The sequence below is a fragment of the Candidatus Lernaella stagnicola genome (assembly GCA_030765525.1).
Taxonomy (GTDB): Bacteria; Lernaellota; Lernaellaia; order Lernaellales; family Lernaellaceae; genus Lernaella; species Lernaella stagnicola.
The window spans coordinates 370443-388914 of sequence record JAVCCK010000010.1 but is presented as its reverse complement, the minus strand read 5'-3'; the positions used below and the strand labels follow the sequence as shown (position 1 = coordinate 388914).

Here is an 18472-nt window from a genome sequence, read left to right as displayed (position 1 = left end):
TACGCATTGTAACGCAATTATTTCACATCAGCCCAAAGTACGTGGGAAACGTTACCGGCCGGATCGGCAACGCGAACTACCACCGAACTCGGATCAAGGCCGGCAGGTACCGGCAGGTCGCCAAGAGGTCGCCACTTGGACCACGGCGTCGTCGCGGTGCGAACCTGCACCCAAAGCCGCTCCGGGCGAAACACGAAATCGTGAGCTTCCACGCTAAGCATGAAGCGTGGACCGTCGGTGCGTACCGTCACCTCATCCAGACGCGGCGCCACGCGGTCGAGCACGAAAACCAAACGTGCCGCACGGCGGGTTGCAGCGCGTCGGCCGACGACCGCCACCGCCTCCACAACGTGAGCGCCGTCGAGCAGCCACGAAAGATCCAATTCGCCGTCCCGCACCACACGCCACATGCCGCCGTCGACCCGCACGCGGAAGTAGTCGGCCGCGTCGCGGCCCGAGTCGGCCAAGCGCAGCACCGGTGATAGCGGTCCGGAAAGGCCTTCCATGGTCGATTGACGCGGTCCCAGAAAGGCGCCGGTGACCAGCCCGCGCTGCGGCAGGTCGAACGCCGCGCCGGCGTCGGGCGGCTGGGCGACGAACTCGGTGTAGAGGCCGAAAAAGTCTTCATCCGGGCCGGTCGCGCCGATTTCCGGAATGACAAATTGGTATCCACCGAACGACGGCAGCGGGATATCCGGCAGAATGCCGCCGATCAGCGGCATCAGGAAGTTGTCGATCAAACCGTTGAGCAGGGTTTCAATGAGTTCCGGCGGCAGCAGGTTCCACTCGGTGCCGCTAATGTCGAAATGCACGAGCGACGCCTGCTCGTCCAAGGAAATCACGAGGTTGTTGTCTTCGTCGATATCCAGCACGAGGCCGAGATCGAGCGCGATATCGGCGGCGATCATCGTGACGTAGCGTTGCTCGACTTGCAGGTGCCAATCGAGGCGAATGGGATCGGCCGTCAACGCCAGGTCGGTGTCGCCCTCGCCGACGACAACCAGGGGCAGGTCATCGGGATAGATGTCGATCAAATAGCGATCGTCTTCGGTTGCCGGGTCCGGCAGCCGGTTGGGGAAAAGTCCGGCGAAACTCGACAGACGCAATTCGTCGTCGAAATCCCACGGGAACATCATGCACAAGTCACCCTTGATGAAAAAGCTGTAGATCAACTGGTTGAAAATGTCGTCGGAAAACACGAGCGCCATGTCGTAGAGCTCGCCGCCCGGCGTGTATACATCGAATTCGGGCAGCGGGCCCGCCGTGTAGGGGCTGCCGATCGGCCAGGCTGGTTCGATGCATGGGTTGATCGTCGTGCCCTGCAAATAAAGGCTGCCGTCGGTGGCAGCCGTGAAGCCGTCCGGGCTGGTGGAAAAGGCTGGGTCGAACGCGAAAACAAGCGTGTAGTCGCCCACCGGCGCTTGGCCTTCCAACACGATATCGCCCAGCGCCTCGGCGAGGGCCTCGTTGATGATCTGCGGGGCCAACGATTCGATGAGGGGCGGAATGGCTTGCTGAATCAGCAAGTCAAGCAACACTTCCAAAGATGGATCCGGCAGGCCGGTAAAAGCGATTTCCAGGGCGTCGTCGCCCAGCTTGATGTTGTGCACCACGATCGACATCGCCTTGCCGCCGGGCGCGTAGTCGATGGTCAGCGAGACGCCGATCTCAAAGGGATCGGCGGTGAGCGCGGCGGTGGCGTTGAAGGGGTCGGTGCAGCCCACACCCCAGTTGCCGTCGATGCCGATGACGATGAGCGATTCCCCTGCCGCCGGGTAGGCGGCCAGGCGCGCGTACAGGGCGTTGGGCACCGGGATCATGCCCATGATGGGCGCCGTGGACAGTTCCAGCGCCAGCGTGTCGAGGTTCACCGAGTCGAAGAGGATCGTGCCGTCGAAGATGAACATGGCGCAGTTCTGAATTTCCACGAGAGGATTGAGCGCCATCAGTGCGCCTTCGAGGTCGAACGAACTCAGCGTGGTCGTGGCCACGTCGCTGATGAATTCGAATCCTTGCGGTGTCACGTGGGCCGCGGCGGCGTTGGGCACCTCACCCTCCAGCGGGATGATGCCTTGCGCTAAAGAGCCGGTCGGCAGGAACAGAAGAACGCAAACCAGGATCACTGTTCGGGTACGCATGAGCGGCCCTCCCATCACATCGGTTGCAACAAGAGTGTATGCCGTCGTCTCCGACGCGGTCAAACCGCGGCAACTTTTTCGGTGGTGGAGGGTCGGAGGGTAAAGAGACACGGTAAGTCAAACACGCGGAGATGCTGATGGTGAAGCGAATCGTGGCGATTGTCCTGATTTTTATTCTGGTATTAGTGGCTTGGCTCGTGCTGGCCGGCATGACCAAATCCCGGTCGAACCAAGCTTCGCGCGAACTGGCCGAAGAAGTGGCCGCCTTGTGGGGCGATCGTCAGGTTCAACCCGCGCCGACGCTGACTTTCATGTGGGCGACCCCCGACCCGGCTACCAAGAAGAAGCACGGCAAGAAAGCTCCGCAGGTCTGGCACGAAAAGCCGGTGTTACTGGAATCCTCCGCGATCAACGTGGATTTCGACCTTTCCCACCGCAAAAAGGGGCTGCTGTGGTACGCCACATACGGCCTGACCTTCGCCGGCGACTACGGCTACGTACACAACGAAGACGTCGCCGGTTTCCTGCAGATCACCGCCCGCTTTCCGAGTCAGCGCGCGATTTACGATGACTTCCACTTCATCGTCGACGGCGTCGAGAACCCGCAAATGACCCCTGTGGACGTTCACGACGGCAAGGCGGTGGTCGAGAAGATCCCGGTTAAACCGGGGCAACCGGTGGCGTTTTCCGTAGCGTACAAGAGCCGCGGCCTCGATTACTGGCGCTACACCTTCGGCGAAAACGTGAACCGCGTGAAAAGTTTCGACCTGGCCATGACCACGAATTTCCGCGACATCGATTTCCCCGATGGTTCGATGTCTCCCACGACCAAAAACGAAACGCCGAACGGCTGGCAGTTGGAATGGAAATTCAGCAACCTCATTTCCGGTTTCGATATCGGTATGGAGATGCCCAAGAAGCTGAATCCCGGCCCCCTGGCCGCGCAGATCAGCTTCTTTGCGCCCCTCACTTTGCTGTATTTCTTCGTCTGGCTTTTCGTGATCACCCTGCTGAAAAAGATCGACCTGCACCCGATGAACTACCTGTTCCTGAGCGCCGCCTTTTTCAGCTTCCACCTGCTGCTGGCCTATACCGTCGACCACCTCGATCTGCTGCCGGCTTTCCTGCTCAGTTCGGCCGTTTCGGTCGTTTTGGTGATCAGCTACCTGCGCCTCGCGGTCGGCCTGCGCTTCGCGGCGGTCGAGGCGGGCCTCGCGCAAATCGTCTACCTCGTCCTGTTCTCGTACGCGCACTTCTACCGCGGTTGGACGGGGCTGATCGTCACCGTGGGCAGCATCCTGACCCTCTTCCTGCTCATGCAACTGACCGGCCGCATCAACTGGGCCGAGAAATTCGCGCCCCGGCCCCCGGTCCAGCGCCCTATCGTCCCACCGCAACCGCGACCTTAAAAGCATTGCGGCGGGAATCCGGGAGCAACGCCTGTTTTTCGGAATAGGCGTTGCCTTTTCCTATTCCCGCCTTTACCAAACGGTTACAAAAAACCCGTTGTGTCTCATATCGGCTTTACATAGCCTAGGTAACCTGGAATCGGGTCGGCGGTCGGCGCCGACTCGAACGGAGGGCTGAATGAAGAAAACAATGTGGCTCCTGGCTATTCTCCTGTTGCCGGCGGTGCTCCTCGGCGCGATATCCTGCGGTGACGACGATGACGACAACGGCGCCACCGACGACGATGACGATAACGACAACGACGCGACCGGCGACGATGACGACGACAATAACGACAACGATGACGACGATAATGATACGTCCTTCGAGTGTTCGGAAAACAACGCAAACTGGACGGTCGGCCTGCTGTTGTGCCAATCCGGCGTGTCGCCGGGCTACACCCTGTTTTCGCCGATGTTGGGCTTTCAGACCTATCTGATCGACGAGTTGGGCCGCGTGGTCAACCAGTGGGAAACCAACCACACCCCCGGCAACTCCGAGTACCTACTGCCGGACGGCAACCTGCTGCGCACCGGCAAAATGCTGCAAAATAATTTTATGGCCGGCGGCGCGGGCGGGATCCTTCAGCTTCTGAGTTGGGATAACGAAATCTTGTGGGAGTTCGAACACGCCGACGCCTCACACCTGCAGCATCATGACGTGGCGCCGCTGCCCAACGGCAACATCCTGGTCATTGCCTGGGAAAAGAAAACCGAGAGCCAGGCCATTGCCGCCGGGCGCGACCCCGCGCGCATTCGGGAACGTGAAATCTGGTCCGAGCGGGTTTTTGAGGTAGAGCCGACGGGCACCTCGGGCGGCAACATCGTTTGGGAGTGGCGGCTTTGGGACCACCTGGTGCAGGACCGCGATGCGGGCCAGGCGAATTACGGCGTGGTGTCGGAGCATCCGGAGTTGATCGATATCAACTACCCGTACGACGATTCGCTGGCGGATGTTTTCCACCTCAACACGGTGTATTACGTGGAGGAATTCGATCAGATCATCCTGAGCTCACGCCATTTCAGCGAAGTGTGGGTCATCGACCACAGCACGACGACCGCTGAAGCCTCCGGTCACAGCGGCGGCAACAGCGACAAGGGCGGCGACCTGCTCTATCGATGGGGCAATCCGGAAGCCTACGGCATGGGCGACGCAACGCGCTTTTTTTACGGCCAGCACGACTCGCAGCGAATCGAGGAAGGCATACCGGGCGCCGGCAACATCCTGGTGTTCAACAACGGCGTCGGCCGATCCTGGGAGCGGTACTCAACCGTCGACGAGTTCACGCCGCCCTTGCAGGCCGACGGCAGCTACACGCGTACGGCGGGCGAGGCCTTCGGGCCCGACGAACTGGTGTGGTCGTATATCGCGCCCGAACCCGGAGATTTGTATTCCCTGAATGTCTCCGGCGTGCAGCGCCTGCCCAACGGCAACACGCTCGTGTGCAGCGGCAACCAGGGCGAAATTTTCGAAGTGACCCCGGATGGACAAATGGTGTGGATCTACATCAACCCGGCCACGGCGTTCGGCGTGCTGGATCAATACGACCAGGTGCCCACGACCCCGGGCGGCAACGCCAATTCGCTGTTCAAGACGCGGCGGTATGCGCCGGGTTACTCCGGCTTTGAGGGGCGCGACATGACGCCCGGCGACTACGTGGAGGGCGGCGGTTGAGGCGTGATTGACCCGTTACGCCGATTCGCTCAACCTGTAGTTCGCGTCGGTCGCGATGCCGTCGCGTACACGGTGAGAGAAAGGGATGATGAAAGCCTCACGATTCGCGCTGTTGTTGTTGGTCGGTTTGGTGGCGCTTGGCTTGGCGGCCGGGGCGTGCGACGACGACGGTGATGACGGCCACGACGACGGTGCCTCCGACGACGACAACGATGACGACGACAACGACACCGCGGTCGGCGACGATGACGACGACGATACGCCGTTCGAATGCGCGGTAGATAATCAAGACGCCATCGTGGGGCTGCTCTACTGCCGGACCGGGGCGCACGAGGGGTATTCGCTCTTCTCGCCGCTGTTCGGCTTCAAAACCTACCTCATCGATATGTACGGGCGTGTCGTGAACCAGTGGCGCACCAACCACACGCCGGGTAATTCCGAATACCTTTTGACAGACGGCACGCTGCTGCGCACCGGCGCGGTTGTGCAGCCCTACTTCGTGGCCGGCGGGGCCGGCGGGGTTGTGCAGCGCTTGGATTGGGACGGCAATCTGCTGTGGGAGTTCGAATACGCCAGCCCCGAGCACGTGTTGCATCACGATATCGAAATGCTGCCCAACGGCAACATCTTGATGATCGCCTTCGAGCATAAAAGCGCCGCCGAAGCGATTGCCGCCGGTCGCGATCCGGATTTGCTGGCCGACGACGAACTATGGATCGATCACCTTATCGAGGTTCGCCCCTCCGGCGCTCGCAGCGGTGACATCGTATGGGAGTGGCACATTTGGGATCACCTCGTCCAGGATTTCGACCCGACCAAAGCCCACTACGGGGTTGTGGCCGACCACCCCGAACGGATTGACGTGAACTACATCAACGAAGCGCCCATCGCCGATTGGACGCACCTGAACACCGTCACCTACCACGTCGAGTTGGACCAGATCATGCTCAGTTCGCGCGAATTCAGCGAGGTGTGGATCATCGACCACGGCACGACCACCGAAGAGGCGGCGGGGCACACGGGCGGACGCTACGGGCGCGGCGGCGACCTTCTGTATCGGTGGGGCAACCCGGCGGCGTATCGGATACCGGACGCGGAGCAGACGTTCTACGGCCAACACGACACGCACTGGATCGCCGACGGCCTTTCCGGAGCGGGGCACGCGCTTGCGTTCAACAACGGCGATTTGCGCGCGCCGGTGGAGTTCTCCTCGATTGACGAATGGATTCTACCGCTGCAAGCCGATGGTTCCTATGAGTACTTTCCTGGAGTCGGCTACGGGCCGGACGCGCCAGTGTGGAGTTACGCCGCGCCGAACCCCGGCGACTTCTTCGCGCCGCGCCTCTCGGGCGTCCAGCGCCTGCCGGGCGGCAATACGCTTATTTGTGACGGCACCAACGGCGAGTTTTTCGAAGTGACCCCTGCCGGTCAAATCGTGTGGCGCTACGTCAATCCGATAACGCCCTTGGGCGCGGTCAATCCGGACGGCTGGATCCCTGAAACGCCCGACGGCCGGGCCAACGCCGTGTTTCGCGTGCGGCGCTTCGATCCGGATTACCCGGGCCTGGCTGGACGCGACCTGACGCCGGGCGACACCATCGAGGGCGGCCGCTAGTCTCGCAAATTATTTGAAATCGTCGATGGCCTGTTGGACCTTTGCCGGCAGTGTCTCGCGCAGGTTTTGCACTTCGTCGGGGAACAGGTTGAGTTCGTATAGCGGACGTTCGTTGTTCAAGTTCACCGGGTAATCGTCGGCGTAACTGCCGAAACCAAACGCGTGGGCGAACAGGTTGGCAACGTGAGTCAGCAGCGCCATTTGTTGCACGGCCCCGGCGTCGCCGTAATCGTGGTGGTGGCGGATCGCGCCCTTGAGCAGATCGGGAAAGCGCCATGACGTGGCGACCAGGCCGCCGACTTGTTCGTGGAAGTCGTGCAGGATTTCGTCGACCAACTCGTTGGTGAAATAAAACCGATCGCGCTTTTTTCGGCTCAAGCTTTCCATCGAATTGAGCAAGATCGGCTTGCCGACATCATGCAGCATGCCGCAGAGGAAAGCGTATTCGGAATCCAGCGATTTCAAGCGCGCGATCTCCCGCGCAATGAAACCCACGGCCAACGAGTGGTGCCACAGGTGCTCCATGTATTTGGCGAAGGTTTTCGAGTGAAAGATTTTTTCGCCCATGGCGATGGAGAACACCATCTCCTGCAAGGAGCGCAAGCCGATAGTGACCACGGCTCTCTGGATGGACGTGATTTTCGCCACGCCGCCATAGACGGGGCTGTTGGCGACCTTGATCAGGCGGGCCGCCAGTTTCTGGTCATGCGAAATCACTGCTTCCAGATCTTTGGCGGTGACATCGGGACGGTTGACGAGTGCCAAAACCTGATTGGCCACCTGCGGCAAGGTCGGCACGTCCAGAGAGCCGTCACGTAACTTGCGGCTGATATCGGTTTTCACCATCTTGCGTACGGCGTCGCTTGTGTAGAAACCCTCGGTCATCTTGTTTCCTTCCCCCGCTTGGTTCGCTCCATATCAAAACCGCCGTGATCGTAAGCGCCCGGCCGGCGCCGCCTCGTTTCTGCGCGAAAAAAAGACTTTTCTACTTTAAAGGTTTCGCTCGGTGAATGCCAGCAACCATTGGTGCAGCGGCAACATTTGTTTGTACAGCCGCAAAGAAAACGCCGGCAGCTTGGTTGTATAAAACGCGTCCGGGATCTTCATTTCAACCCCGACGTACAAACCGTTGTGTCGGAGCAACTCGGCGTTCGGGTGCGTAGGGTCGACCGATCGCGGCACGCGCTTGTAGTGCAGGCCGCCAATGGCAAAGCCCTTTTTCGTAAGTTTATCCACCGCGTCGCGTAAGGCCCGGCCGTGCACCGGGTGTGCCCCGTCGATGCGGTAGTTTTTCAGCGCGGTGTCGGTGAAGCGATAGAGGCCGATACCCAACATGATGTTCGGCGGCTCAAGGTGAAAGTAGAAACCGGAGTTCTCCATGCGGCCGCGGTGGGGCCCCTCCCACAGCCACAGACCCATATGGGTTTTGTACGGCGATTTGTCGTGGGAAAAACGTGTGTCGCGATGGATGCGGAACAGCGATTTGTTGACCCGCGGATCGGCCACAACGCCCGGCGCGATGGTGCGCAATTTGTCGCCGAGGGCCACCACGAAAGCGCGCGCGGGTTCCAGCGCGTGCTCGTCGTATTGCTCGCGGTGAGCCGTAAACCACGCTTTGTCGTTGTTTTTTTTGAGACCGCGGAAAAAAGATGCGGTCTGCTTAGTGAAACCTTGGAAAGCGTCGCCGGACATGGGGCCCTCCTATTGGCGGTGTGGCATTCGACAGCAATGTAGCCATTTTTCCGGCAATCTAAAGCGGCGGTCGACGCATTCTTGCGTCGGCACGACCCGATGACTACACTACGCACTTCGTGGGTCGGAAGGAGAGAAGCATGAAACGCCTACTCGTTGTTATTCTCGCGGTTGCGCTGGCGATCCCCGCCTTGGCGGTGGCTGGCGACGCCGTGTTGCTGAAAAGCCGAACGCTGCAGGGCGCATCCTCACCGCTGCCGTGGACGACGCTGGCGCCGTATGTCGGTCGTCACGTCCTGGTGCAGTTAGCTGTTACGCCGACCCGAGGCGAGCGCGATGACCTCGCGGCGGACGGCCTGCACCTGCTACAGCCGATTCCCGACCGCGCCTACTTCGCCTACGTCGAAACGCGCGACTGGGGTGCGATCAAGGCCCCGGCTCAGTTGACCATGGCCATGGAACTGGAACCCGAGGACAAGATGCATCCGCGTCTGGTGACGGGGCAGGTCGACGCGTATCTTTTTGACGGCGACGGGAACGTATTGTTGCTCGTGAAATTTCACGGCGACGTCACGCTCAAAGCGCAACAGGAATTGCTGACCGGTGTCGGCGCGGATGTCGTCCAACACCTGCCTGAACTCAGCCTCGCGTACGTCGCCATGCCCGCGGTGGAAGACGCGCACTGGCTGGCCGAACGCGACGCCGTGGAATACGTGACGCTGCCCGAACCGGCCTGGGAAGCCCGCAACGACAAAGTGCGGCGGGTGATGCGGGCCGAAGTGGCATGGGACGAACCCTATTCCGTCGACGGCAGCAGCGTCACGGCGATGGTCTACGACGCGGGCGCGGTGCCGATGCAGGGCAACCAGTCCAAGCACCCGGACCTCGCCGGCCGGTTGACGCGCGGCCCGAACAGCATGCAGGAATTCGGCATCTACCACGCGACCCACGTGGCGTGCACCATCGGCGGCAGCGGCCAGCTAAGCGGCGGCACCTACGCCGGTATCGCGCCGGGCGCCAACATCATTTCGATGGACCTGACAACCGGTTCCTATTCGCCGACTAATTTCCCCTTCGTGCAAAACAGCGGCGACATCGACATGAGCTACCGCGCCGCTATCGAAGACTACGGCGTGCAGACCGCCAACAATTCCATCGGGGCGAACCTCGGTGCCAACCAACCCGTCACCAAGTGCGACTGGATGGGCGACTACACCATCACCGCGGCGCTGATCGACGAAATCGTCCGCGGGCGGCACGGCGCGCCGATCACCATCGTCTGGGCCAACGGCAACGAAGTGGGCTCGGGGTGCAGTGATGGTTTCTACAGCACGCCGCCGCCGTCACCGGCCAAGAACACGATTTCCGTCGGCGCCACCAGCTCGATCGACGAGAGCATCGCGCCCTTCTCGAGCCTGGGCCCCGTGGACGACGGCCGCATTCGGCCCGACGTTTCCGCGCCGGGTTACGAAAGCTTCATCCTCGGGACCAAAAGTTGCGGCTTCGGCTTGTTCGGCGGCGACCCGTCATATCAGGACATGAGCGGCACGAGCATGGCCGCGCCCGCCGTCACCGGCGCGACGGCACTGCTCTTTGACTACTGGAACAAGGAAATCGGCGGCGACGATCCGCACCCGGCGTTGGTCAAGGCGCTGGTCATCCATGGTGCGGTAGACCTGGGACCGAACGGGCCGGATTTCGTATACGGCTACGGCGGTCTGCGGATTCCGCCGATGCTCGACCTGATCGCCGCCGGCACGTTTGAAGCGCTCGAGCTCGACCAGGGCGACCAATACGAACAGGCGTTTACCCACGACGGCAAAGGCCAAGTCAAGGTGACGCTCGTCTGGACCGACCCCGCCGGCGCGCCACAAGCGCAAAAGGCGTTGGTCAACAACTTGAACATGAAACTTGTCGGCCCCGGCGGCGCGGAAACTTTCCCCTGGAAATTGAATCCGCAGGCCCCGGCGCAACCGGCCACCCGCGGCGTCGATAACCTGAACCCCGTCGAGCAGGTGCAGATCAAAAACGCCGCCGCCGGCACCTACACGGTGGTGATCAAGGGCGTCAACGTGCCGCAAGGCCCGCAGGACGCGTACTTCGTTTACGAAGGATTGACCCTCGCCGTCGGCGATGATGACGACACCACCGATGACGACGACGTGGATGACGACGCCGTTGATGACGACGACGTCACCGATGACGACACAATCGATGACGACGACGACGCTAACGACGACGATTCGGACGCATCCGACACCGATGACGATGATGATAACGATGAAGGCGGCTGCGGCTGCTGACCTCGACGACCCATTTCCGAACCGCGCAACCCGGGGCTTCGGCCTCGGGTTTTTTTACGCCCGGAGCTCGTCACGAAACGCGCGGCTTAGTCGACGACGATGATCTCTTCGGGGTAGTCCAGCAGAGGCACAGGGCCCTGGTCGGTGATGACGTAACTCATTTCCAACCCGGCCGGGCCTAAGTCCGGCGAGTAGGCTTTGGGTTCGACGGCCACGACCATCCCGGCTTCGAGCGGCTGCCGGAAGCCTTTGGCCAGGACCGGGAATTCGTCGACCTCCAACCCCACGCCGTGGCCAAAGAATTTCACGCGATTCTCGCCGTACCCCATGAAGCCTTCCGGCTCGCCCGTTTGGCGCGCCCAGTCATCCACCGCCACGTACACATCGCTCCACGGCGTGCCGGGTACGAGAAGTTTCTCGACGCGGCGCAGGGCTTCGCGGCAGAAGTCGTGAGCGCGGTGCACGGCGTCGGGCGGCTCGCCCAAGCAAAAAGTGCGGGCGATATCGGCGTGGTAGCCGTAGTGGTTGCCGAGGATGTCAGCCATGACCGGCACGTGACGGCGAATGGGACGGTGCCCGGCCACCAACCCGGAGGCGGGGTGCAGGCCGTCGCTGCCCATGGGACCGTCGAAGGCGGTCGGATACGCGGCGCCCGGGCCGGTGCCCACAATGCAGAACCACAATTCCATGCCGGGGCGGCGAAAGCGTACGAGCCCCTGGTGGCCTTCGCGCCGCATGGCGGCTTCGGCGGCGGTGGAGAGTTCCAGTTCGGTAACGCCTTCGGCCAAATGTTCCCGGATGGCGGCGAACGTGGCTACGTGCTGACGGGCGGCTTGTTTGTGTTGTTCGATTTCCCACGCCGATTTGACGGCACGCACGCGCCGGATCAGCGAGCCGGTGTCGATCCACGCGGTGCCGGGCAGCAGCTCAGCCAGCTTCAAATGCAACGCCGCGGGGCAGACATCCAGGTCGAGGCCCAGACGCATCTCGCCTGCGCCGACGTGCTCGCGAATGAGAGCGGCCAAGCCGCGCGCGCCGCGAAACGGGTCGACCGTGGTGTGCGACGTTTCGCGCCGCGCCCGCTCGAGGCTTTTGCGAACCAGCAGCGTGGGCTTTGCGTCGCGGGGAAAAAGCAGCCAGCCATCGGGCATCGAGCCGGTCAAATAGAAGACATCGACCGGGTGGGTCACGACGGCCAGCGCGACGTCGCTTTCACCCAGCAAACGGCGGAACGCCTCGTGGCGAGGTGGAATTTCGGTTTCGGGAACGAGTGGGAAATCGGCGCGGTCGACAATCGTCATGCGAGATGTCCTTTTGGGTTTTGCGGAGACCGGAGCCGGTCAGGAGCCTTTGACTTTGGCGCGGCCGTCCTCGACCACGACCTTGAACGCGGCGTCACGCCCGAGTCGCTTTTCAATGACCGGACGCTGCTTCTCCACCGAGCGTTGAAACGCGTTGTAACTCAAGCGCGTGTTCTCGCCGGTTTTGTGGCGGGCGGTGATGTACTGGTTGTACAGCACCCGCATCTCGCGCTCGTTGGACATGGCACGCGGCGGCGCTTCGCCGGTCTTGGATCGTTTCTCGGAGATGTCGTCCACGCGTCCCACGCGCTGATCGGCTTTGAAACGATCGGGGGCGTACGTGCCGGTCTCGATCTGCGCCATGATGCGATCCCACAGACGGCAATAGGTCAGGAATTGGTTGCCGACCGTCTGGATTTGGAACTTTAGCTGCGTGTTGGTCACACGCATGACTTGCAGTTTCGTGAGGATTTTTTGCACGCGGTCGCGCTCGGCCATCGGCGGACGGCGAAGGTCGCCCTTGAAAAATTGCTCGTAATCGCGCCGCAAGTCGAACATAGCTTTCTTGATTTGTGCAATGGCTTGTTCGATTTCCATTCCCTGTCCCCGTTTTTACCCGGACCCGCTTCTTGCGCCGTGACCGGAGCCGAATTGTAAACCGAACGCCCCGGTTGGGGCAATATGCGTTTGTCTTTCTGCCGCGAGCGCCGTTCAGGGGGCCGCGAACCTCGCCCTAGAGGTGTCCTACTTCTTCGATCGCTGAACGTCGTCGGCAAGCGATGACAAGGGTGTGAAAGCGTCCCGAATCGGGCCGAAGTACGCAACCCGATTGAGCCCGTCCGTCATAAGGAATACCCACTTCGAGAAGCGGCGGAACGGGGTTGTCGGCGGCGGCCCGCGCGGGCTCTCGCACGCCGGTGATAACCCAGTGATAACCCTTGACACGCTGTGCCGGAGTCGGTAGAGTTCGGCAACTGAGTGAGGGTTCATTCAGTATTTGTTTCGGCAACCGCCTGGATGGTAGGTGGGGCCACCGATTGCGGCCGATGGTACGAATCACCAGGACCCATCAAATCAAGGGCTCAGGCCAGAGAAATACTCGATTCAGGAGCTTATGGTGCAGACCCAGAACCTGAATTTAAGCAAGGGGCGCAGCGCCGCCAAAGACAAACACGAGCGGATCTTACGCGCCGCCATCAAAGTGTTTGCGAAGAACGGGTTCCACAACTCGAAAATCAGCCAGATTGCCAAGGAAGCCGGCGTCGCCGACGGTACCATTTATCTTTACTTCAAGAACAAGGACGACATTCTCATCAAGGTGTTCGAAGAGCGCCTGCAGGAGATCAACGCCCGCTTTCAAGAAGCGTTGGCGGACATTGAGTCGCCCGAAGAGAAGCTGCGCACTTTCATCGAGATGCACTTTCGGCTTATGGAGCAAAACCGTAATCTTGCCGAAGTGATCAGTGTGGAATTGCGGCAGAGTCATAAGTTCATGAAGGAATATGTGCCGGTAAAGTTCGCCGAATACCTCAACATCGTCAGCCACATTATCCGCGAGGGCAAGGACAAAGGCGTGTTCTCCGAGGACATTCAGCCCGGTGTATTCAAGCGGGCGTTGTTCGGGGCGCTCGACGAATTGGTGCTCTATTGGGTGCTGACGCCGTCTCCGAAGTACGACATCAAAACCTTGGCCGACCAAACGGCTGAGTTTTTTATTCGATCGTTACGGAAATAACCACCGGGGGGGTGGTTTCGAAAACATGACATGCAAACTTCAATGCTGAAGGAGGTATTATCGTGAACATTGTGGTCTTGTGCAAACAAGCGCCGGATACCGAGAGCAAAATCAAACTGCTCGGTGACGCCAGCAACATCGACCTCGAGGGCATCAAGTGGGTCCTGAATCCCTACGACGAATATGCCGTCGAAGAAGCCCTCAAATTGAAGGAAGCGGGCAAAGCGGCCAAAGTAACGGTCTTGTCCGTCGGCCCGAAACGCTCCGAAGAGGCGATCCGAACCGCCTTGGCGATGGGTGCCGATGACGCCGTGCACGTCGAGGACGACAGCATTTACGGCGCCGACTCGTTCGTCGTGGCTAAAGCGCTCGCCAACGCGCTCAAAGAGTTAGACTTCGGCCTGATCCTGTGCGGCAAGCAAGCCGTCGACGACGATATGGCCGCCGTGCCGCAAATGGTTGCCGAACTGCTCGGCATCGGCCAGGTAACGGTCATTCGCAAAGTGGAAGTCGAAGGCGACAGCATTACCGCGCACCGTGACATCGAAGGTGGCGCCAAAGAAGTAGTGCAGGGCGCCGCGCCGATGATTCTGGCCGCGACCAAGGGCTTGAACGAGCCCCGCTACGCCAGCCTGCCCGGCATCATGAAAGCCAAACGCAAACCTCTGGCCAAGAAATCCCTGGCCGATGTGGGCGTGAGCGCTGCTGATGCCAAAACGAAGATCGTGGCTTGGACGCTACCGGCGCCCCGCCAAGCGGGCAAAATCTTCAAGGGCACGGCCGACGATCTGGCGCAACGCGTGGCCGAAGTCGTCAAGCTTCTTCGCGAAGAAGCGAAGGTGGTTTAACTCTCACCCCGGAAACGGAATTCGGGTTCGAACAGGAGAAACAAAATGTCGAACGTTCTGGTTTTGGCTGAGCTCCGGGGGACGGAGCCTAAGAAGATTACCCTTGAAATGCTGTCCGCCGCGAAAAAGATCGCCGCGGGCACCGGCGGCCAGGTCTTGGCCTGCGCCATCGGTAGTGGCCTGGCCGGCCTCGGCGCCAAATTGGGCGCGTACGGCGCGGAGAAGGTTTTCATCGCCGACGGCGTGGACAAATACAACACTGAAATTTGGGCTGAAATCCTGGCCAATTTGATCAAACAGGAAAACCCGAGCGTGGTGCTCATCGGCGCCACCGCATTGGGTCGGGACCTCGCGCCCCGCGTGGCCGTCAAGGTCGACGCCGGGCTGGCCAGCGATATCGTCGATTTCAAGATGGACGGCGCGAACTTCATCGCCAAACGGCCTGTGTTCGCCGGTAAAGCGTTTTGTGACGTCGCCTTTTCCGGTATCGCCGTGGCCACGGTTCGCCCCAATACGCTCCCGGTGGAAGAAAACGCCGGTGCCGGGGAAGAGGCCGCGCTCGCGACCGACGCGGCTGCGCCCAAGGCTCAGATCACCGAAATTATCGCCGGGGAGAGCGGCAAGCTCGACCTGACCGAAGCCGATTGCATCGTCAGTGGCGGCCGCGGCATGAAGAGCGACGAGAACTTCAAGCTTCTCGACGATCTCGCCGACGTCATCGGCGCCACGGTCGGCGCGTCGCGCGCGGCAGTGGATGCGGGTTACGCACAGCACTCGATGCAGGTGGGGCAGACCGGCAAGGTCGTCAATCCGACTTTGTATATTGCCTGCGGCATCAGTGGCGCGATTCAGCACCTGGCCGGCATGCGGACGTCCAAAGTGATCGTTGCGATCAACAAGGACGAAGAAGCGCCGATTTTCCAAGTTGCCGATTACGGCATCGTGGCCGACCTTTTTGAGGCCTTGCCGATCATGACTGAGGAACTCAAGAAAATCACGGCGTAACGCCGCGTGAACTAATTACTCGTCAGGGGGCGCGGCCATCGGTCGCGCCCCCTATTACGGCAAATCGAACAAGGAGGCCAGAACATGGCTGTCACCAAACACGTAGCCGAAAGTGGCGTGGAACGCTTGGCCATGTGGGAAATGTACCCGGGCTTCTGGAGCTACACCCGCTGGATCATCTACGGGCTGGCCGTCGTCGTCGTAGCCATTTTCGCCTATGGCCTCTGGACGCGCTTTAAGGCCTATCGCATGGGGCGTAAGGCGGAGGGACGGCTGGACAACGTCGGCGCGCGCGTGGGCTCACTTCTTAAGTACTGGATCGGCCAACTGAAGGTTCTTCAGGAAACCTATCAGGGTGTGCTGCACTTAATGATCTTTTGGGGTTTCGTGGTGCTCTTTATCGGCACCTCGTTGACGGTGCTGGACGAAGACCTCTACCGGTTGCTTTCCGGGGGGCAAAAATTCATTCATGGCGATTTCTATGTTGTATTCAGCTTTTTGCTGGACCTGTTTGGCTTACTGGCGATCATCGGCGTGCTGATGGCGATGTACCGCCGGTACGTCATGAAACCCGAAGGCTTGGACAACCGCGCCGAGGACGCGCTGTTCCTGTGGTTCTTGCTGGGCGTGTTGGTCACCGGGTTCCTGTCGGAGGGCGCGCGCATCGGCGTGGTGATGGCCGAGAAGGGGCAGGTCGCTTACGAAGCGTCGAGTTTCGTCGGTTACGGTCTGGGCAAAATTTTCGGCGGCAGCGCCGGCTTGCACCAGGCGTTCTGGACCATCCACGTGCTGGCCTCGATGGTCTTTATCGCCAGCATTCCTTACTACAAGGCGCGGCACATCTTCACCACCGGGATCAACATCTACACCGCGACGTTGAAACCGACCGGCAAAATGATCGAACCCATCCCCAGCATGATGGAGCGGATGGAAGCCGGGGAAGATGTCGAGCTGGGTTACAAACGCATCGAAGAGTTGACCTGGCGCGAAATCGCGCAACTCGACGGCTGCCTGCGTTGCGGCCGCTGCCAGGATGTCTGTCCGGCTTATGAAACCAAGAAGGGCCGTGAGGTTCACTTGTCGCCCAAGGACTTCATCCAGGCCGTCAAGGATTACTGGTGGGCCAAGGTCGAGGCCGAGGCTGACGCCGCAGTCGAAAAAACCGCCGAAGAAGGCGAAGCCCAGGCAACTGAGGGCCTCGAGGGTTCGGTGGCCGACGGCCATTTCCTGTTGAAATCCGAAGCCGCCATGTGGGGCGAAGAATACCGGGGCGCCATCGACTCGACTGTCTTGTGGGATTGCACCAACTGCATGGCCTGCATGCACGCGTGCCCCGCGATGATCGAGCACGTGCCTTTGATCACCTACATGCGTCGCGAACTGGCCATGGAATTCGACGATTCCGAAAAGGCCTGCAAAACCTTCTTCAAGAACATGGACACCAACGCCAATCCGTGGGGCTTCAGCCCCAGTGAGCGCATGAGTTGGATCGCCGAAGAAGGCGTGCCGACGGTCTTTGAGAATCCCGATTTCGAATACCTCTGGTATGTCGGCGATCTGGGTTCCTACGACCCGAAAGCGATCAAAGCGAACCGCGCGCTGGCCAAGATCTTCAAAGAAGCGGGCCTCAACGTTGCGGTGTTGGGCGAGATGGAGTTCTCGGAAGGCGACAGCCTGCGTCGTTTGGGCAACGAGGCTTCGTTCCAGGCGCTGGTGATGATGTTCAAGCAGACGGTGGAAGAGTGCGAACTCGACCCGACCTTCAAGGGCAAGAAAGTCGTCACGGCCGATCCGCACAGCTACAACTGCCTGAAGCATGAGTACCCGGATTTCGGTTTCCAGTGGGAAGTGTTCCACCACACCGAAATTCTCGCGCAACTCATTCGCGAGCAGAAAATCAAGCTGCGGGGCGGCAACGGCAAGACCGCGACGTATCACGATTCCTGCTTCCTGGCCCGCTACAACGATATCGTGCAAGAGCCACGCGACGTGTTGGCGGCTTGCGGCTACACGGTGATCGAGCCGGCGCGTACCGGCAAGAAAACCTTCTGCTGCGGCGGCGGTGGCGGCCGGGCTTGGCTGGAAGAAGACTTCGATCCGGAACAGGGCATCGACCGCTGCAACAATGTGCGCAGTGAAGAGTTGGCGGCTACGGGCGCGACGGATATCGTCTCGGCCTGTCCGCTGTGCGGCATGATGTTCGACGAAGCCTTGAAACGGCCGCAAATGGAAGAAGTCATGGAAGGCAAGCGCCAAATGGATATCGCTGAGATCGTCTTTGAAAACACGGTTTTCTCGGAACCGGTCGAAGCGCCGGCGGAGCCTGAAGAGCAGGCTTAACGAATCCTCGCCAATAGGCACCAACCGCCCCCGCAAGCTGATTGGTTTGCGGGGGTGGTTTTTTTATTCTCATCGTCTTTGTCGCCCGAGCCGATCTCTTTAAATAGCCGACAGTGAAAAGAAGAGGGCAAGCGAGGCGATAGGGTTTCCGACACTTGTGGTCGGATCCCAACCCATGCGGTCACCTTCGCGACCACAGCCAAGCCGATCATATCGCGCCTTCGCTTCCAGCCCCTGTCGCACGCCGCAGTGGCGTCGCGTCGCACCCTCTTCGACCCCCAGCAGCGGGCGGGGCCGCCAACCCGCCCGTTTTTTTATGACAAAAATATTCAAAAAGGGTGATCATCGGGTTGAATATCATGGTTTCAAACG

The 18472-nt window shown here is 60.5% G+C and carries 13 protein-coding genes; 8 read left to right on the top strand and 5 right to left on the bottom strand.

From position 1 onward, the window contains the following. Positions 1-17: 17 nt before the first annotated feature. The gene (locus tag P9L99_06015; protein ID MDP8222897.1) at positions 18-2138 is read right to left on the bottom strand and encodes a hypothetical protein; all 2121 of its coding nucleotides are present in this window, start codon (positions 2136-2138) and stop codon (positions 18-20) included. A gap of 137 nt (positions 2139-2275) precedes the next feature. Between P9L99_06015 and P9L99_06010 the strand changes: the two genes are divergently transcribed. The 3 genes from P9L99_06010 to P9L99_06000 all read left to right on the top strand — a co-directional run bounded on the left by P9L99_06010 (position 2276) and on the right by P9L99_06000 (position 6876). After that, positions 2276-3547, top strand: a complete 1272-nt coding sequence (locus P9L99_06010) for an inner membrane CreD family protein (GenBank protein MDP8222896.1) — start codon at positions 2276-2278, stop codon at positions 3545-3547. 178 nt (positions 3548-3725) lie between these two features. After that, complete coding sequence (locus P9L99_06005) at positions 3726-5261, top strand: aryl-sulfate sulfotransferase (GenBank protein MDP8222895.1); 1536 nt, start codon at positions 3726-3728, stop codon at positions 5259-5261. An 88-nt stretch (positions 5262-5349) separates the two neighbouring features. Next, on the top strand, positions 5350-6876 hold the full coding sequence (locus tag P9L99_06000; protein ID MDP8222894.1) for an aryl-sulfate sulfotransferase: 1527 nt from the start codon (positions 5350-5352) through the stop codon (positions 6874-6876). 9 nt (positions 6877-6885) lie between these two features. Here the strand turns inward: P9L99_06000 and P9L99_05995 are convergent, their stop codons facing one another. Both P9L99_05995 and P9L99_05990 read right to left on the bottom strand, forming a co-directional pair. Continuing rightward, a complete protein-coding gene (locus P9L99_05995; protein ID MDP8222893.1) occupies positions 6886-7761 on the bottom strand; it encodes an HDOD domain-containing protein in 876 nt (291 codons plus the stop codon). 105 nt (positions 7762-7866) lie between these two features. Beyond that, positions 7867-8568: a DUF2461 domain-containing protein gene (locus tag P9L99_05990; protein ID MDP8222892.1), complete on the bottom strand. Its 702-nt coding sequence runs from the start codon at positions 8566-8568 to the stop codon at positions 7867-7869. 140 nt (positions 8569-8708) lie between these two features. Between P9L99_05990 and P9L99_05985 the strand changes: the two genes are divergently transcribed. Next, positions 8709-10871 (top strand): S8 family serine peptidase, encoded by a 2163-nt coding sequence (locus P9L99_05985; protein ID MDP8222891.1) that lies wholly within the window; start codon positions 8709-8711, stop codon positions 10869-10871. Positions 10872-10957: 86 nt separating this feature from the next. Here P9L99_05985 and P9L99_05980 read toward each other — a convergent pair whose 3' ends face one another. Further along, the gene (locus P9L99_05980) at positions 10958-12172 is read right to left on the bottom strand and encodes a Xaa-Pro peptidase family protein (protein ID MDP8222890.1); all 1215 of its coding nucleotides are present in this window, start codon (positions 12170-12172) and stop codon (positions 10958-10960) included. Between the two features lie 39 nt (positions 12173-12211). Next, on the bottom strand, positions 12212-12769 hold the full coding sequence (locus tag P9L99_05975; GenBank protein MDP8222889.1) for an MXAN_5187 C-terminal domain-containing protein: 558 nt from the start codon (positions 12767-12769) through the stop codon (positions 12212-12214). A 520-nt stretch (positions 12770-13289) separates the two neighbouring features. Here P9L99_05975 and P9L99_05970 point away from each other — a divergent pair. From P9L99_05970 to P9L99_05955, 4 genes are all read left to right on the top strand, one after another. Beyond that, positions 13290-13907, top strand: a complete 618-nt coding sequence (locus P9L99_05970; GenBank protein MDP8222888.1) for a TetR/AcrR family transcriptional regulator — start codon at positions 13290-13292, stop codon at positions 13905-13907. Positions 13908-13969: 62 nt separating this feature from the next. After that, a complete protein-coding gene (locus P9L99_05965) occupies positions 13970-14755 on the top strand; it encodes an electron transfer flavoprotein subunit beta/FixA family protein (GenBank protein MDP8222887.1) in 786 nt (261 codons plus the stop codon). A gap of 45 nt (positions 14756-14800) precedes the next feature. After that, positions 14801-15760: an electron transfer flavoprotein subunit alpha/FixB family protein gene (locus P9L99_05960; GenBank protein MDP8222886.1), complete on the top strand. Its 960-nt coding sequence runs from the start codon at positions 14801-14803 to the stop codon at positions 15758-15760. A gap of 84 nt (positions 15761-15844) precedes the next feature. Then, positions 15845-18100, top strand: coding sequence for a heterodisulfide reductase-related iron-sulfur binding cluster (locus P9L99_05955; protein MDP8222885.1), 2256 nt, complete (start codon positions 15845-15847; stop codon positions 18098-18100). Positions 18101-18472: the final 372 nt, after the last annotated feature.

Excerpts from the sequence above, each read along its gene's own strand:
- P9L99_06015 (MDP8222897.1), bottom strand. The coding sequence starts at position 2,138 with ATGCGTACCCGAACAGTGATCCTGGTTTGCGTTCTTCTGTTCCTGCCG.
- P9L99_06010 (MDP8222896.1), top strand. The coding sequence starts at position 2,276 with ATGGTGAAGCGAATCGTGGCGATTGTCCTGATTTTTATTCTGGTATTA.
- P9L99_06005 (MDP8222895.1), top strand. The coding sequence starts at position 3,726 with ATGAAGAAAACAATGTGGCTCCTGGCTATTCTCCTGTTGCCGGCGGTG.
- P9L99_06000 (MDP8222894.1), top strand. The coding sequence starts at position 5,350 with ATGAAAGCCTCACGATTCGCGCTGTTGTTGTTGGTCGGTTTGGTGGCG.
- P9L99_05995 (MDP8222893.1), bottom strand. The coding sequence starts at position 7,761 with ATGACCGAGGGTTTCTACACAAGCGACGCCGTACGCAAGATGGTGAAA.
- P9L99_05990 (MDP8222892.1), bottom strand. The coding sequence starts at position 8,568 with ATGTCCGGCGACGCTTTCCAAGGTTTCACTAAGCAGACCGCATCTTTT.
- P9L99_05985 (MDP8222891.1), top strand. The coding sequence starts at position 8,709 with ATGAAACGCCTACTCGTTGTTATTCTCGCGGTTGCGCTGGCGATCCCC.
- P9L99_05980 (MDP8222890.1), bottom strand. The coding sequence starts at position 12,172 with ATGACGATTGTCGACCGCGCCGATTTCCCACTCGTTCCCGAAACCGAA.
- P9L99_05975 (MDP8222889.1), bottom strand. The coding sequence starts at position 12,769 with ATGGAAATCGAACAAGCCATTGCACAAATCAAGAAAGCTATGTTCGAC.
- P9L99_05960 (MDP8222886.1), top strand. The coding sequence starts at position 14,801 with ATGTCGAACGTTCTGGTTTTGGCTGAGCTCCGGGGGACGGAGCCTAAG.
- P9L99_05955 (MDP8222885.1), top strand. The coding sequence starts at position 15,845 with ATGGCTGTCACCAAACACGTAGCCGAAAGTGGCGTGGAACGCTTGGCC.